Source organism: Enterobacter bugandensis (assembly GCF_900324475.1).
GTDB classification, from domain to species: Bacteria; Pseudomonadota; Gammaproteobacteria; order Enterobacterales; family Enterobacteriaceae; genus Enterobacter; species Enterobacter bugandensis.
In genome coordinates this window covers 681,010-696,241 of the sequence record NZ_LT992502.1, presented here as the reverse complement: position 1 = coordinate 696,241, position 15,232 = coordinate 681,010, and the positions used below count along the sequence as shown (strand labels likewise).

The window sequence follows — 15,232 nt, the reverse complement described above, 5'->3', positions numbered from 1 at the left end:
TTACTGTAATGAGATCTTCTTCAAACTTTAGCGTGCAAGTTGCTGACTAAAGCAGCGATACCCCTTGTTGGATCAAAAGCGCCGGCAGGCTGGCTTCCTACAATCCGTTCATCATCCGCAGAACATTCAAGGAAGTGAACATGCCCGACGCCCTGCAACAACGTTGCCAGCACATTGTGACAAGCCCGCTGTTAACCCCGGAGCAAAAACGTCATTTTCTGGCGCTGGAAGCGGAAAATTATCTGCCCTACCCGACGCTATCTCCGGCCGCCCGCGCCGCGCTGGACGAGGGGTTTATCTGCGACATGTACGAAGGCCATGCGCCCTACAAACCGCGCTACGTGCTGCCGGATTATGAAAAATTCCTGGCTAACGGTTCGGAATGGCTGGAGCTGGAAGGCGCGAAAGATCTTGATGACGCCCTCTCTCTGTTAACTATTCTCTATCACCATGTTCCTTCAGTGACATCAATGCCGGTCTATCTGGGGCAGCTTGATGCGCTACTGAATCCGTATGTTAGAATTCTAACACAAGAAGAAATCGATAGCCGAATAAAACGTTTCTGGCGCTATCTCGACAGAACGCTGCCCGATGCGTTTATGCACGCCAACATCGGGCCCGCCGACGGCCCTGTCACCCGTGCCATTCTGCGTGCAGATGCTGAACTGAAGCAGGTTGCGCCCAATCTGACCTTTATCTACGATCCTGAGATCACCCCAGACGATTTACTGCTTGAGGTGGCAAAAAACATTTGTGAATGCAGCAAACCGCATATTTCAAACGGCCCAGTGAATGATAAAATTTTCACAAAAGGCCGTTTTGGCGTGGTGAGCTGTTACAACTCTCTGCCGCTGGCGGGCGGTGGCAGCACCCTGGTGCGCCTTAACCTCAAGACAATCGCCGAACACAGCACATCCATTGACGACTTCTTCACCCGCACGCTACCGCACTACTGCCAGCAGCAAATCGCCATCATCGATGCGCGCTGCGATTTTCTGTACGGGCAATCCGGCTTCTTTGAGAATAGCTTCCTGGTGAAAGAGGGGCTGATTGATGCCGATCGGTTTGTGCCGATGTTTGGCATGTACGGTCTTGCCGAAGCGGTGAACGTACTGTGTGAGAAAGCAGGCATGGCGGGGCGTTACGGGAAAGACGAGCAGGCCAACGCGCTGGGTTATCGCATCAGCGAACAGCTTGCGGCGTTTGTTGAAAATACGCCGGTGAAGCACGGCTGGAAGCATCGCGCGATGCTGCACGCCCAGTCAGGCATCAGCTCCGATTCGGGCACCACGCCGGGGGCGCGTCTGCCGTACGGTGACGAGCCGGATCCTGTCAGTCATCTGCTGGCCGTAGCGCCGCACCATAAACACTATCATTCCGGGATCAGCGATATTTTAACGCTGGATGAGACGGTAAAACGCAATCCGCAGGCGGTGGTTCAGCTTTGCCTGGGGGCGTTCAGGGCCGGTATGCGTGAGTTCACCGCGAATGTGGCCGGTAACGATCTGGTACGCGTGACCGGCTATATGGTTCGCTTGTCGGATCTGGAGAAATACCGGGAAGCGGGTTCAAGAACGAACACCACGTGGCTGGGGGAAGAGGCCGCACGCAATACCCGTATTCTGGAACGTCAGCCGCGCGTGATAAGCCATGAACAGCAGATGCGCTTTAGTTAGTCAGGTCATCCCCTTCTCCTGCGTGGACGGGCCGGGCAGCCGCCTGGCGCTGTTCCTGCAGGGCTGCAACCTGCGCTGCAAAACCTGCCACAACCCGTGGACCATCGGGCGCTGCAACGACTGCGGGGACTGCGTGCCCCACTGCCCGCACGACGCGCTGACCATTCAGGCCGGACGCGTCTGGTGGCAGGAGAGTCACTGCCAGCAGTGCGACACCTGCCTGCGCCTGTGCCAGCAGCAGGCCACGCCCATGGCGCACCGCCTGAGCGTCGACGAGATCCTCGTTCAGGTCCGTAAATCCGCGCCCTTTATCGAAGGGATCACCGTGAGCGGCGGCGAAGCCACAACCCAACTGCCGTTTTTGATCGCCCTGTTTACCGCGATCAAAACCGATCCTGAGCTACATCATTTAACCTGCCTGGTAGACAGCAACGGTCTGCTAAGCGAAACCGGCTGGCAAAAACTGCTGCCGGTGCTGGATGGCGCAATGCTGGATCTCAAAGCGTGGGGGAATGAACATCACCGCTTCCTGACCGGACGCGAAAACCCGCAGATTAAGGAGAGCATTCGCTGGCTGGCAGACCGTCACCGTTTGACGGAGCTCCGCTTGCTGGTCATCCCGGAACAGTGTGATTATCTGGAACATATCAAACCGTTGATCGCGTTCATCCACGGGCTGGGGAATGTTCCGGTGCGTATTAACGCGTTTCATACACACGGAGTTTACGGCGATGCGGCGTCATGGCGTAGCGCCACGCAGGAGGATATTGAACCGCTGGCGCGGGCGCTGGAAAAACAGAAGATAACGGTGATTCGTCCGGCGCTTTATCTATAGCGTGATACCAAAAACCGCACGGGTATTTTCGAGCAGCGCGCTGGCAATGACCTCTTCAGGTTCCTGACGTAGTTCGCACAGCACGTCAAATACCCGCGCCGCCTGTTCCGGGCGATTCGGCTGCCCCTGAAAACCATTCAGCGGCATATCGGGGGCATCCGTTTCCAGTAACAGCGCAGAGAGAGGCAGCTGCGCCATTACGTCACGAGTTTTACTGGCGCGCGGATAGGTGATGGTGCCACCGACGCCAATTTTATAGCCCAGTTCAATAAAACGCTGCGCCTGCTGCAGGCTGCCGGAAAAACCATGCACTACGCCTCGTCGCGGCAGGTCGATGCGCTTCAGGTGCATCGCCAGTTTGTCATGAGTGCGTCGGGAGTGGAGGATCACCGGCAGATCGTGACGTTTTGCCAGCCGAAGCTGCGCGTCGAGGATCGTCTGCTGGCGTTCAAACTGCGGATCTTCGCGATAGAGATCGAGGCCGATCTCGCCGATGGCGACAAGTTTCTCTCCTGCACGTTGCAGCACCCGATCCAGCTCTTCAAGATGCTCATCACGATGGCGCTCAATCACAATCGGATGCAGGCCGAGCGCGGCATAAAGCGCGGAGTATCGCGCGGAAAGCTCCAGCACGCGGGTAAAATAGGCGGCTTCAACCGACGGCACAATGATGGCCTGCACGCCGGCTTCGGCAGCTTTCGCAATGCTTAGCGCTTCATTCCCCGTAAACGGCGGGAAATCAAAGTGGCAGTGGGTATCAACAAAGCGGTGCGTCACGCCAGATCCTCGTTATCCAGTAAAGCGTCATTCGCCTGCGGAATGTCCACCAGCGGCATGGTCAGGGCGTCATTGGCGACAATTGCAGGTGGCGTAATAATGCGTTTATGCCGATGCAGAGGCGGTTGCTCGGCCAGCATTTTCCCGACGGTCGCCAGGAAGTAACGCCCGCACAGCCGCCCCGTTTTGTAATCCATACGCAACGCAGGCAACCGGCTGCCCAACGCCATGCTCAGCAGCGGCTTAGGCGGATAAATTTCAAAGATGCGCAGCTTGCCCGGGGGTTTTTCAATAAAGCGCTGCATCGCGCCGTAGGTGGTTTCATGCTGCTTCGCGATGTTCACCAGCGGCTGCAGGCTGCTGTCGCCCAGCCAGCGCTCCATCCGCTTAAACCACTGGGGGGTGTAATACATTTGCGATGGAACGGTACGGATCACCACGATAGTTTTCGCCCCGCGTCGCGCGGCTTCCTGCACCGGCACCGCGTCGCTGATGCCGCCGTCCAGATAGCTGATGCCGTCCAGCAACGCGCCGGTACGATAAAAACCGGGAATGGCGCTGGAGGCGCGGATGATGTCGAGCCAGTTCTCCTTCTGCGGTGAGAAATAGCCCGGCGAATAGTCATCCCCCCGGCTGGCGCACATCCAGAATTCTTTGCCGCTATCAAACAGGCGGGCAGCGGTATCCATGGCCAGCGGCATCTGGCTGGAGGTCGACTCCAGCAGCCAGTCGAGATCGATCAGGTTGCCGCCGCGCACGAAGCGCACCGGGTTAAAAAATTCTTTCGCCGTGGTGAAGCGCATGATCACTTTTCGCGCGTAGCCGGGCTGGTTACAGACATACGCAGAGAGATTCTGCGCCCCGGCGGACGTGCCGAAGTAGAGGTCAAACGGGTTGAACTGCGCGCGCATAAATTCATCCAGCACGCCAGCGGTGAAAATGCCGCGCTGTCCTCCCCCCTCGCAGACAAGTGCGAGTTGACCCGCACTAAACGGTTTTAACGTCAGCGGCGCAATATTGCCGAGCGTAACGGGAATTCGTTGCCCCACCTCTGCTTTCCTGTTTTGATTATTTTATCACTCCACAGTAACGCACCCGACCTGTAACGCAAATAAGAAAAAGCCAGTCGCAGTGACTGGCTTTATTTTGTTGAAGGAATATTGCGTTTGCTACGGACGTCTACGACCCGTAAACAGGCTGACCAGGAACAGAATAATACCGACGACGAAGACAATTTTAGCTGCCCATGCCGCCGTACCTGCCAGACCACCAAAGCCCAATGCGGCGGCAATTAACGCGATAACCAGAAATATAATGCCCCAACGAAACATAAGCTTCTCCTTTACCATAGTTAATGTCGGCCGCTAAACGTGAGCGCTCAGGTCACTCACCGGCGTTTTTCCAGAGTCGTTCTTATTTCGCCCGCAGGGTTAAACCTTACGGGCGAATGGTCCAGAATTACTTCGTTTTCAGATCGTTTTTAACGCTTTTAACACCATCAATGGCTTTCGCAATTGACTCGGCGCGTTCACTTTGCGCCTGTGAATCAACCGTACCGGAAAGCTGAACCACGCCATCGGTGGTTTCCACTTTCACCTTACGAGACGGCACGATGTCATCTGCTAACAGTTTAGCTTTGATTTCGCTGGTAGTAGCGGCATCACCGGCATAACCTTTCACCGAGGCGTTTTTACCGTCGCGAACGTGCAGTTTATCGCTCACGGATGCGACACCTTCGACACCCTTCGCCACCTTCACAGCCTGTTCGGCCTGGGCCTGGCTTTCAACAAAGCCACTCAGGGTAACGACCTTTTTGTCGGTCTTAACGGAAATATCGGTGCTCTTGATGGCTTCATCATCCACCAGTGCGGCTTTCACTTTTGCTGTGATAGAGCTGTCGTCCATGAAATTACCGACTTTATTCATAGAGCTATCGATTTTTTGCCCTGCGGTGTCGGCCGTGGACTGTGCTTTATCCATGGTGCTGCTTTCCGCCAGGGCGGAACCGCTAACCAGAACGCTACCCAGTGTTACAGCCAGCAGAGTTTTAGAAATCTTCAGTCTTGTCATATTCATCGATGTATTCCTGTGTTTTACCCGTTATTCGGGCTAAATACTTCCTTAGTAGTTTTATATATCGCGAATAAACACACGGGTGAAATGGAGAACCAATCGACATGCATTGAACAGTTAATTCATCCATGCCCGGTGCTAAACACTGAGTTAAATATAGATCACTCTCACAATGCCGCTTTCAGAATTGCGTAAAAAACGCGCGAATAGCGTGAATTTGCGGTGAATTAAGAACATTCCGCAAGGGACTAATAAGACAGGAATAAAAGATGAGCACGGCGATTGCCGTGCTCCGGGAGGGATTAGTGTTCGCGCGTTTTGCGGAACTGAACGTCTGGATAACGTTCCTGCGTCAGGTTCAGGTTGACCATCGTTGGCGCGATATAGGTCAGGTTGTCGCCGCCATCGAGCGCCAGCTGAATTTCGTTCTTACGCTTAAATTCTTCGAATTTCTTCACGTCAGAACACTCAACCCAGCGCGCGGTCGCCACGTTGACCGATTCGTAAATCGCTTCCACGTTGTATTCGCTCTTCAGGCGCGCAACCACCACGTCGAACTGCAGCACACCGACCGCGCCAACAATCAGATCGTTGTTGGCGATTGGACGGAACACCTGCACGGCGCCCTCTTCAGAGAGCTGAACAAGGCCTTTCAGCAGCTGTTTCTGCTTCAGCGGATCGCGCAGACGAATGCGACGGAACAGCTCCGGTGCGAAGTTCGGAATACCCGTGAACTTCATCATCTCGCCCTGGGTGAAGGTATCGCCGATCTGGATCGTACCGTGGTTGTGCAGACCGATGATGTCGCCCGGATACGCCTCTTCAACGTGCGAACGGTCGCCCGCCATAAAGGTCAGCGCGTCGGAAATCACGACATCTTTACCGATGCGCACCTGGCGCAGCTTCATGCCCTTCTCATACTTACCGGACACCACGCGCATGAAGGCCACGCGGTCGCGGTGTTTCGGGTCCATGTTGGCCTGAATTTTAAAGACGAAGCCGGTGAACTTCTCTTCCTTCGCTTCCACTTCGCGGGTGTCGGTTTTACGCGGCATCGGCTGAGGTGCCCACTCCACCAGACCGTCCAGCATGTGGTCAACGCCGAAGTTACCCAGCGCGGTACCGAAGAAGACCGGGGTAATTTCGCCGCTCAGAAACAGCTCTTTGTCGAACTCGTGAGACGCGCCCTTCACCAGCTCCAGCTCGTCGCGCAGCTGCGCGGCCAGCTCTTCGCCAACGGCGGCATCGAGATCCGGGTTGTCCAGACCTTTCACAATGCGCACTTCCTGAATGGTGTGGCCTTTACCGGTCTGATACAGGTAAGTTTCGTCTTTATAGAGGTGATAAACCCCTTTGAACAGCTTACCGCAGCCAATTGGCCAGGTGATTGGCGCACAGGCGATCTTCAGCTCGTTTTCCACTTCATCCATCAGCTCCATCGGGTCACGGATGTCACGGTCGAGTTTGTTCATAAAGGTGAGGATCGGCGTATCGCGCAGACGGGTAACTTCCATCAGCTTGCGGGTACGATCTTCTACACCCTTCGCGGCGTCGATCACCATCAGACAGCAGTCCACCGCCGTCAGGGTACGGTAGGTATCTTCGGAGAAGTCTTCGTGCCCCGGGGTGTCCAGCAGGTTCACCAGGCAGTCGTGATACGGGAACTGCATCACGGAGGTGGTAATCGAAATACCACGCTGCTTTTCCATCTCCATCCAGTCAGATTTTGCATGCTGGCTGGAGCCACGGCCTTTAACGGTACCCGCAGTCTGGATCGCCTGTCCGAACAGCAACACCTTCTCGGTGATGGTCGTTTTACCGGCATCCGGGTGCGAGATAATGGCAAAAGTACGGCGCTTGGCCACCTCTTGCAGATAAGGAGACAACGTCATAATTAAATCTTCTTTTATAAGCGCGGCAGCACGCTACGCATCATGGAATACAAAATTGCGGCTATTTTACCCATCAACGGGGGGCAGGCAATCATTGTTTACACAGGAGTTGCTCCAGTTCGGTCAATGACGTGACGGTCCAGGTTGGCTCGATGCCTTCAGGCTTCACGCGGCCATGCGCATTCAGCCAGACGGTCGACAAACCTGACTTCATACCGCCAAGAATATCAGACTCTGCGGTATCACCCACCATCAGCACGCGATCGCGGTCGGGATTACCGGCCTGCGCCAGCGCATAATCGAAAATTCGCGGATCCGGTTTCGGCACCCCAACCTCTTCGGAGATCACCAGCGCATCGAAATGATCGCGCAAGCCGGTGCGCTCCAGGCGGATTTGCTGCAGGGCGGTAAAACCGTTGGTGATGATCCCCAGTTTCACCTTGCCTTTCAACGCATTCAGCAGGGAAACCGCGCCCGGCAGGGGCGCACAGATATCGGCCATGGCGTTAAGGAAAGCCTCGTTCAGCGTCCCCGGACTGACCTTTAAGCGCTCCGCCCAGACGTCAAATCGCTGGTGCTGTAGCTGTAACGCGGTGATGGCACCGTTCTGGTAATCCACCCACAGCGGCTTGTTCACCGCCTGATAGTCCTGAAAATCTTCGGCGGTGAAGGTCACGCTATAGTCGAGAAACATCCGCTGTAGGCCGCCGAACGAGTCAAACGTAAACAGCGTTTCGTCGGCATCAAAGAAAATCCAGTCCCATTTCATCGTTACAACCTTATATTCGTTATCCAATTGGCAGAGCCATGATAATGGCGTCTTCACGTCCCTCTGCGGTGGGGTAGTAGTTACGTCGGACTGTCGCCTCGTTAAAGCCTAAGCTTTCATAGAGCGCGATGGCGGCGACATTCGACGCGCGCACCTCCAGCCACAGGGTGAAAACGTCGCGGGTTTCGAGCTCACGAATGAGATGCTCAAGCAGTTCTCTGCCCAGCCCACGGCGCTGAAACGCCGGGTCGACGGCGATGTTAAACAGCGTCGCCTCGTCAAGAACCACCTGCGTGATGGCAAACGCGGCCAGAGTGCCGTCAACGTCCAGACGGTAGTTCAGATAGCGCTCGCCCTGATTGCTGGCAAACGTTTTTTCGCTCCACGGAAAAGCGTGGGCGCGTGTTTCAATCGCGAACGCTGCGGTCAGGTCAGGCGTCGTGAGGGAAGAAATCGTGTTCATATTCGCAGATTTGTTGCCATAGCGCGCTGCGCGCCTTTGGATTGGCTTTCAGCTCGTCCAGCGCTGGTGAGCTGATTTGGCTCCCCTGAAGAGAGATGTCGTTTGTCTCTCCGATGCGCCAGCTGTTACAGCGGCTATCAGGAGGAAGCATGGCAACCCGTTCCGGCGTCAGCTGTAAGACCTGGTCGGGCGTCAGCTTCAGGCTGCGAAGGACATCACCGATCAGGGGCTCATTCAGGGCAGGCAGTTCTTCCGCCACCATCACCAGCCGAACGTGCGCGGGGATGGAGATGGCGATTTCGCCCTGCAACGCCGTCGGGCGACGCAAAGCCCACTGGGTGATGCCCAGCTGCTGCAACTGCCAGTCTCGTCGGGATGTCATAGGGATAACTCCTGTCTCTCAGGCGCGCAAATATAGCAAATGTGTCGAAAGTGCGCCATCTACCTACTATAATCCCCGCCTGAGTTTATTGAGGAACAATTCATGTCTGCATTTACCCCGGCAAGTGAAGTCTTGCTGCGTCACAGTGATGATTTCGAAGAAAGCCGTATTCTGTTTGCCGGAGATATGCAGGATGACCTGCCCGCGCGTTTCGACTGTGCTGAAAGCCGTGCCCACACCCAATACTACCACCACTGGCAGGTGCTGAGCCGCCAGATGGGCGAGCGCGCACGCTTCAGCCTGGTGGCGGAGCAGAGCGATATTGCCGACTGCGATACGCTGATCTACTACTGGCCGAAGAACAAGCCAGAAGCCCAGTTCCAGCTGATGAACCTGCTCTCCCTGCTGCCGGTTGGCTGCGATATTTTCGTGGTCGGTGAAAACCGCAGCGGTGTCCGTAGCGCCGAGCAGATGCTGGAAGCCTACGCGCCGCTGACCAAAGTCGACAGCGCACGTCGCTGCGGTCTGTATCATGGCCGTCTGGAAAAGCAGACAACGTTTGATGCGCAGGCATACTGGGACGAGTACCAGCTTGACGGTCTGACCATCAAAACCCTGCCGGGTGTCTTCAGCCGTGACGCGCTGGATACGGGCAGCAAGCTGCTGCTCTCCACCCTGACACCGCACACCAAAGGCAAAGTGCTGGACGTGGGCTGCGGCGCGGGCGTGCTTTCAACGGTGCTTGCCAGCCATTCACCAAAAGTGCGTTTAACCCTGTGTGACGTGAGCGCCCCGGCGGTAGAAGCCAGCCGCGCAACGCTTGCGGCCAACGGCATTGAAGGCGATGTGATTGCCAGCAACGTCTTCTCTGACGTCACCGGCCGCTTTGACATGATCATCTCTAACCCGCCGTTCCACGACGGGATGGAAACCAGCCTCGAAGCTGCGCAAACCCTGATCCGTGGCGCGACTCGTCACCTCAACAGCGGCGGCGAGCTGCGCATCGTGGCGAACGCCTTCCTGGCGTACCCGAAAGTGCTGGACGAAACCTTCGGCTTCCACGAAGTGATCGCCCAGACGGGCCGCTTTAAGGTCTACCGCACCGTGATGACGCGTCAGGCAAAAAAATAATTCGCCATACAATGCAGGCCGGATAAGCGCCAGCGCCATCCGGCAAGCAGGCGTCGCAATTCCGTCCATTTTTGCAGCAATCAATAAAAGGCGCGCACTTTTCTGTTGACGTAAAGCTGAAAACATCTAGAATGCGCCTCCGTGGTTACGATACTTTTACAGTATCGATGGTATGCGAAGGTGGCGGAATTGGTAGACGCGCTAGCTTCAGGTGTTAGTGTCCTTACGGATGTGGGGGTTCGAGTCCCCCCCCTCGCACCATAAATCACGTTGATATTGCTCGCACTGGGCGAAGGTGGCGGAATTGGTAGACGCGCTAGCTTCAGGTGTTAGTGTCCTTACGGATGTGGGGGTTCGAGTCCCCCCCCTCGCACCAACGAGGCGATATCAAAAATAGTAAGATGACTGTGCGAAGGTGGCGGAATTGGTAGACGCGCTAGCTTCAGGTGTTAGTGTCCTTACGGATGTGGGGGTTCGAGTCCCCCCCCTCGCACCAATTATCTTATCTCCCTTCTGTAATACCTCTTATTTTCCCTGTTATTTCAAACTCATCATTATCACCAGAATTGCGCTGACTAATGCGACGCATGATGGCAGTAACACATAATGGCGTAGGTGCTTGTGCCAGATCATGCCTGACGTCATCAGCAGCCCTGCCACAATGATGGCCTTCCAGCTTTCGATGGAGAGATCGGCAAACATCAAACCGCCAAGGATTACGCCCGGCAGCAATACTCCCCATGCACTTCCCAGCGCCCTGTTCAACATACATCGCCCTTTCATAACGATAATGATAAACAATATCATATGATAAAAATTATCATTTGTCAGCGCGGTGAAGCAAAAAAAATCGCCCTTTCCCCTTATGTAGAATGACAGAAATTTCCTAAGGTGATAAATTGCTCACCTGTTAACTACACATAAACTTTTTCTTATAATTACGCTTTGAGTTTTTTGCATAATTAAGTGCGAAACCACACCTATTCATCTGTTTTAATTAAGTTTTAATAAAAACGCACGACTATGACATCACAATCCTGGCGGTCTTTGGTTCAAAGAAAATATCAATTATCGTTACGTTTATTTTTATTTCTGAACGCAACGTCAGCCGTGTTCTCGGTAACAAACCCGCTCTATTCTGTACGCGTGTTTTCTGCCCCTCTGATTGCTATTTTCGCGATCAGTACTGGCCTGTTCGTCTGGCACTGGAAAAAACGCGCGCGGAAGATAAATATTCCTGCCGTTTCAGCAATCTTTGGTATTTTGTGGGCCTGGCAAATAGATTCGAAATTTTCGCTAATTACCCATGACCAGGCGATGTATTTGATAATAGCTTTACTCACGGTGCTTTTTATCGGAACGCTGGCCTTCGCCAGTAATATCAAAGCATTTACGCTGCACTCGCTCCCCGCCTTTATTGTCTGCCTGTGGTTAAGTGACCAGGATATATGGCTAAGAATGTCCTATTCTTTCGCACTTCCTGTGGTGGCTATTGCTATTCATAACATTTTGCAACGGCGCAACGATCGCTTCGCCCAGGAGCTGCTCTCTCGCCTGCTGGAAGAACGGGAAACTCTGACCGATCTCAGTATGATGGACCCGCTAACCGGGCTCTATAATCGTCGCGGCCTGCAGAGCCGTCTGGAGAACCTGCCGGCGGTAGAAAACGGCGAACATTTTGTTCTTTTGATGGATATCGATCACTTCAAAGCCTATAACGACCATTATGGCCATATGATGGGTGACCAGGCGCTGAAGCGCGTCTCTGCGGCAATTCGTGATGCCGTCCGTTCGCGCGATATTGTGGCGCGTTTCGGTGGGGAAGAGTTCATGGTGCTGCTGACGAATATTTCACTTGAACACGCCCGCCATACGGCAGAGCGGATCCGTCAAAAAGTCTATGATTTGAAAATCCCCCATCTGTTCAACGAAAGCGTCGCCACCAATGTCACCATCAGCATCGGTATTGCCATTTTCGAAAACGAGGACGTGGAAAGCGCTCTGGAGAGAGCGGACAGAGCCCTCTATGAAGCAAAGCATTTAGGTCGCAATAACATTCTGCTGAGTGAAGAGCTACAAACCGCTTAAGCGCGTCTTCGGTTAATCAGGACAAAAGTCTTGCCATTGGTATGAGCAATAGTTAGGATTGGCAATCATTATCATTTAGATTTCTATCTCAACTATGGCTACGCATACCGCACACATCGTTGAACCACTCCTCTGGCGAGCGCCCCTCACCAGCGGGAATGCGTCGCTTGCGGATGCCATACGGGACAAGATTGCTAAGACGCGCGCCCACCTGCTGGACTTTATCAGGCTTGATGAAGCGCCCCCGCATCACGCCATGACGCTCGCTGAGTGGCAGCAGCCCTCTACGCTGCAGTCGCTGCTTGCAACCTATTCCGACCATATCTATCGCAATCAGCCGACCCTAACGCGGGAAAATAAACCTCTGCTTTCCCTGTGGGCACAGTGGTATATCGGGCTGATGGTTCCCCCGCTCATGCTGGCGGTATTAACCCAAAAGAGCATGCTGGCGCTCTCCCCGGATCATTTTCATGTCGAGTTCCACGAAACCGGCCGAGCAGCCTGCTTCTGGATTGATCTGCACGAAGATCGCGGCGCAGAGCAGTTCTCTGCTCAGGAACGTCTGGAACAGCTTGTCATCCAGGCCCTGATCCCAGTGGTAGAGGCACTTGAAGCAACGGGCGAGATCAACGGGAAGCTTATCTGGAGTAATACCGGGTATTTAATTCACTGGTATTTAACAGAAATGAAGCCGCTGCTTGGCGATGAGAAAGTGGAGGCCCTGCGCCAGTCCTGCTTCTTTGCCAAACAGCTTTCCGATGGTCGCGATAATCCGTTATTCCGTACCGTTGTGCTCCGTGACGGACTTCTGGTACGCCGTACCTGCTGCCAGCGCTATCGCCTGCCGGACGTTAAGCAGTGCGGGGATTGCACGCTAAAGTAGTGCAGTGAATTGCCCGGTGACGCTTCGCTTACCGGGCCTACAAAAACCTCGACTCGTAGGCCGGGTAAGGCGCAGCCACCACCCGGCACAACGTCTTTAAGCCACCTGCTGATTGTCCTCTTCCCCATTACGCTGTGCTTCTTCCGCTTCCTGCTCCAGCAGCTGCTTCTCGTACACCTTGAAGAACGGGTAGTAGATGATTGCCGACACGCAGGCCAGAACCACAACCAGGATAGCCGCGCGGAAATCCCAGCCCAGGGCCCATGCTGCGCCTATCGGCGCCGGTGCCGTCCAGGGAACCACTGAAATAACACGACCAATCAGATCAAACGTCATCGCCGCCCAGGCCAGCACGGCGTTAACCATCGGGGCTAGCAGGAACGGAATAAAGAACACCGGGTTCATTACAATCGGCGTACCGAAGATAACGGGTTCGTTGATGTTGAAGAAGCTGGGCACCACGCTCAATCGGCCAATAGAGCGTAAATGCGCTGAACGGCTGCGCAGATAGCAAATCACCAGACCCATCGTTGCACCCGACCCGCCAATCACGATGAAGAACGTCCAGAAGGCTTCCATAAAAATATGTGGCAGAGGATGGCCGGCGGCCAGCGCGGTCTGGTTCGCTCCGAGGTTAGTCAGCCAGAACATCTGCAGCATCCCGGAGACAATAGCCGCCCCGTGGATCCCGGCGAACCACAGCAGGTGGCCAATCAACACCGCCAGCAGGATCGCGGGCAGTGAATCCGCCGCGGAAACAAGGGGCTTGAAGATGGACATAATTGCCTGCGGGATCAGCATGTCAAACTGAGACTGAATCACCAGGCTCAGCGGATAAAGCGTTAACACCACCACCAGCACCGGGATCAGCAGATCAAAGGAGTTTTTGATCATCGGCGGCACCTGGTCCGGCAGGCGAATACCGATGTTATGCGCCTTCAGGAAACGCATCATTTCAACGCAGTAAATCGCCACCAGAATGGCGGTAAAAATACCCGTTCCACCCAGGCTATCGACGGGAAGCGTGCCTTTGGTTTTCGGGGCGGCAACCAGCAGAAACGCCATCAGCGACAGCATGGCGCACATGAACGGATCCAGCTGGTGCGTTTTGACATAATGTTTGCCAAGGTTATAGGCGATGGCCGCGCAGATATAAATGGACATAATGCCCATGGTCATATCAAACGGCGTCAGGATCTGGCCTTCAAACTGCTTCGCCATATCCAGCCAGGCGCGCGCGAAACCCCAGGTGGTATCAGGCGAAAACGGTGGGTAAGCAAACACTAATAAAAATGAACCCACAATCATGAACGGCATCGCAGAGATGAACCCATCACGGATAGCCATGACATGACGCTGGGACGAGATCCGCCCGGCGATCGGGCTCACGTAATTTTCAACGAAACGGAATATCAGATTAAACGCAGCATGGTTGGCAGACATGGTTGATCTCCTGTCAGACGTTTATTACAGGCGCGCTCGCGCCGCACGTTGTTCCATAAATCAGCTTCACAACCTTGCTGGCTTGCGTACCAGCGGTACTGCTCAGACGAAATGGTTTCATAATTGGCTCTTATTATTGGATACAGGGGACGTTACATACTCAGTATTAATCTACGCATCACGCTCTGCAACCGGTTACTGTAACCGGTTTCTGTGATTGTGAAGAGGATCCAGAAATCAGCCATCCGGGATATTTGTTACTTAAGAGATATTTACAGAGCATAAATTCTTATGACAGATTACGCAGGATATTTGTCAGGAGGAAACAATGAGTTTGCAGTCCGTACAGCAGTTTTTTGCCGACAACGCGCCGGAAATAGAGGTAATAGAACTTAGCCAGAGTACGGCTACCGTTGCGCTGGCTGCTGCCGCCCACCGTGTAGAGCCGGGACAAATCGCCAAAACCCTATCGTTGAAGGTTAAAAATGAGGTGATTCTGGTAGTGGCGAAGGGTGATGCGCGTCTGGATAACAAAAAACTGAAAGACACGTTTGGCGCGAAAGCACGCATGCTCAGCAGTGATGAAGTGGTTACCGTGACGGGTCATCCCGTTGGTGGCGTCTGCCCGTTTGGGCTTGAAAACCCACTTGCGGTTTACTGCGATATCTCTTTAAAACAATACGCTGAAGTGCTCCCCGCCGCTGGCGCTATCCATAGTGCCGTACGTATTTCTCCGGACAGAATGGCAGAGCTGACTTCAGCAAAGTGGGTTGATGTGTGCATCTGAATGACGACGCGCCAGGGCATATCTGGCGCGCAA

Annotated in this window: 16 protein-coding genes and 3 tRNA genes; 9 read left to right on the top strand and 10 right to left on the bottom strand. The window is 54.4% G+C overall.

What is annotated here, in order from left to right:
• Positions 1 to 140: 140 nt before the first annotated feature.
• Positions 141 to 1,676 carry a YjjI family glycine radical enzyme gene (locus DG357_RS03405; protein WP_088204597.1) on the top strand — a complete coding sequence of 512 codons (1,536 nt, stop codon included), beginning with the start codon at positions 141 to 143 and terminating at the stop codon, positions 1,674 to 1,676.
• Positions 1,651 to 2,511, top strand: a complete 861-nt coding sequence (locus tag DG357_RS03400; protein ID WP_063438154.1) for a YjjW family glycine radical enzyme activase — start codon at positions 1,651 to 1,653, stop codon at positions 2,509 to 2,511. The genes DG357_RS03405 and DG357_RS03400 overlap by 26 nt, the downstream gene beginning before the upstream one ends.
• Here DG357_RS03400 and DG357_RS03395 read toward each other — a convergent pair.
• The 8 genes from DG357_RS03395 to DG357_RS03360 form a co-directional block, all read right to left on the bottom strand.
• Positions 2,506 to 3,288: a TatD family hydrolase gene (locus DG357_RS03395; protein ID WP_088204598.1), complete on the bottom strand. Its 783-nt coding sequence runs from the start codon at positions 3,286 to 3,288 to the stop codon at positions 2,506 to 2,508. The genes DG357_RS03400 and DG357_RS03395 overlap by 6 nt on opposite strands.
• A complete protein-coding gene (locus DG357_RS03390; RefSeq protein ID WP_032644971.1) occupies positions 3,285 to 4,337 on the bottom strand; it encodes a patatin-like phospholipase family protein in 1,053 nt (350 codons plus the stop codon). Before DG357_RS03390 ends, DG357_RS03395 begins: the two co-directional genes overlap by 4 nt.
• Positions 4,338 to 4,457: 120 nt before the next feature.
• Entirely contained in the window at positions 4,458 to 4,619 is a 162-nt protein-coding gene (locus tag DG357_RS03385) for a DUF1328 domain-containing protein (protein WP_003856556.1), read from the bottom strand.
• Between the two features lie 127 nt (positions 4,620 to 4,746).
• Positions 4,747 to 5,364, bottom strand: a complete 618-nt coding sequence (gene osmY, locus DG357_RS03380) for a molecular chaperone OsmY (RefSeq protein ID WP_028015434.1) — start codon at positions 5,362 to 5,364, stop codon at positions 4,747 to 4,749.
• 299 nt (positions 5,365 to 5,663) lie between these two features.
• A complete protein-coding gene (gene prfC, locus DG357_RS03375) occupies positions 5,664 to 7,253 on the bottom strand; it encodes a peptide chain release factor 3 (protein ID WP_028015433.1) in 1,590 nt (529 codons plus the stop codon).
• Positions 7,254 to 7,344: 91 nt separating this feature from the next.
• On the bottom strand, positions 7,345 to 8,022 hold the full coding sequence (gene yjjG / locus DG357_RS03370; RefSeq protein WP_041911295.1) for a pyrimidine 5'-nucleotidase: 678 nt from the start codon (positions 8,020 to 8,022) through the stop codon (positions 7,345 to 7,347).
• A 19-nt stretch (positions 8,023 to 8,041) separates the two neighbouring features.
• Complete coding sequence (gene rimI, locus DG357_RS03365; protein ID WP_028015431.1) at positions 8,042 to 8,485, bottom strand: ribosomal protein S18-alanine N-acetyltransferase; 444 nt, start codon at positions 8,483 to 8,485, stop codon at positions 8,042 to 8,044.
• On the bottom strand, positions 8,454 to 8,867 hold the full coding sequence (locus DG357_RS03360) for a DNA polymerase III subunit psi (protein ID WP_041911296.1): 414 nt from the start codon (positions 8,865 to 8,867) through the stop codon (positions 8,454 to 8,456). Before DG357_RS03360 ends, rimI begins: the two co-directional genes overlap by 32 nt.
• Positions 8,868 to 8,969: 102 nt before the next feature.
• On the opposite strand from DG357_RS03360, the gene rsmC reads away from it, so the two are divergent.
• From rsmC to DG357_RS03340, 4 genes are all read left to right on the top strand, one after another.
• Entirely contained in the window at positions 8,970 to 9,998 is a 1,029-nt protein-coding gene (gene rsmC / locus DG357_RS03355; RefSeq protein ID WP_047367286.1) for a 16S rRNA (guanine(1207)-N(2))-methyltransferase RsmC, read from the top strand.
• Between the two features lie 174 nt (positions 9,999 to 10,172).
• Positions 10,173 to 10,259, top strand: a tRNA-Leu gene (locus tag DG357_RS03350).
• Between the two features lie 28 nt (positions 10,260 to 10,287).
• A tRNA-Leu gene (locus DG357_RS03345) sits at positions 10,288 to 10,374 on the top strand.
• Between the two features lie 33 nt (positions 10,375 to 10,407).
• Positions 10,408 to 10,494 (top strand) — tRNA-Leu (locus DG357_RS03340).
• Positions 10,495 to 10,535: 41 nt separating this feature from the next.
• On the opposite strand, the gene DG357_RS03335 is transcribed toward DG357_RS03340, so the two are convergent.
• Positions 10,536 to 10,805 carry a DUF1435 domain-containing protein gene (locus tag DG357_RS03335; protein WP_048959803.1) on the bottom strand — a complete coding sequence of 90 codons (270 nt, stop codon included), beginning with the start codon at positions 10,803 to 10,805 and terminating at the stop codon, positions 10,536 to 10,538.
• Between the two features lie 216 nt (positions 10,806 to 11,021).
• Between DG357_RS03335 and DG357_RS03330 the strand changes: the two genes are divergently transcribed.
• Both DG357_RS03330 and fhuF read left to right on the top strand, forming a co-directional pair.
• Positions 11,022 to 12,086, top strand: a complete 1,065-nt coding sequence (locus tag DG357_RS03330) for a GGDEF domain-containing protein (RefSeq protein WP_045631112.1) — start codon at positions 11,022 to 11,024, stop codon at positions 12,084 to 12,086.
• 94 nt (positions 12,087 to 12,180) lie between these two features.
• Entirely contained in the window at positions 12,181 to 12,969 is a 789-nt protein-coding gene (gene fhuF / locus DG357_RS03325; protein ID WP_028015426.1) for a siderophore-iron reductase FhuF, read from the top strand.
• A 96-nt stretch (positions 12,970 to 13,065) separates the two neighbouring features.
• Here fhuF and DG357_RS03320 read toward each other — a convergent pair whose 3' ends face one another.
• The gene (locus tag DG357_RS03320; RefSeq protein ID WP_028015425.1) at positions 13,066 to 14,412 is read right to left on the bottom strand and encodes a PTS sugar transporter subunit IIC; all 1,347 of its coding nucleotides are present in this window, start codon (positions 14,410 to 14,412) and stop codon (positions 13,066 to 13,068) included.
• A gap of 328 nt (positions 14,413 to 14,740) precedes the next feature.
• Between DG357_RS03320 and DG357_RS03315 the strand changes: the two genes are divergently transcribed.
• On the top strand, positions 14,741 to 15,199 hold the full coding sequence (locus DG357_RS03315) for a YbaK/EbsC family protein (protein WP_023331967.1): 459 nt from the start codon (positions 14,741 to 14,743) through the stop codon (positions 15,197 to 15,199).
• Positions 15,200 to 15,232: the final 33 nt, after the last annotated feature.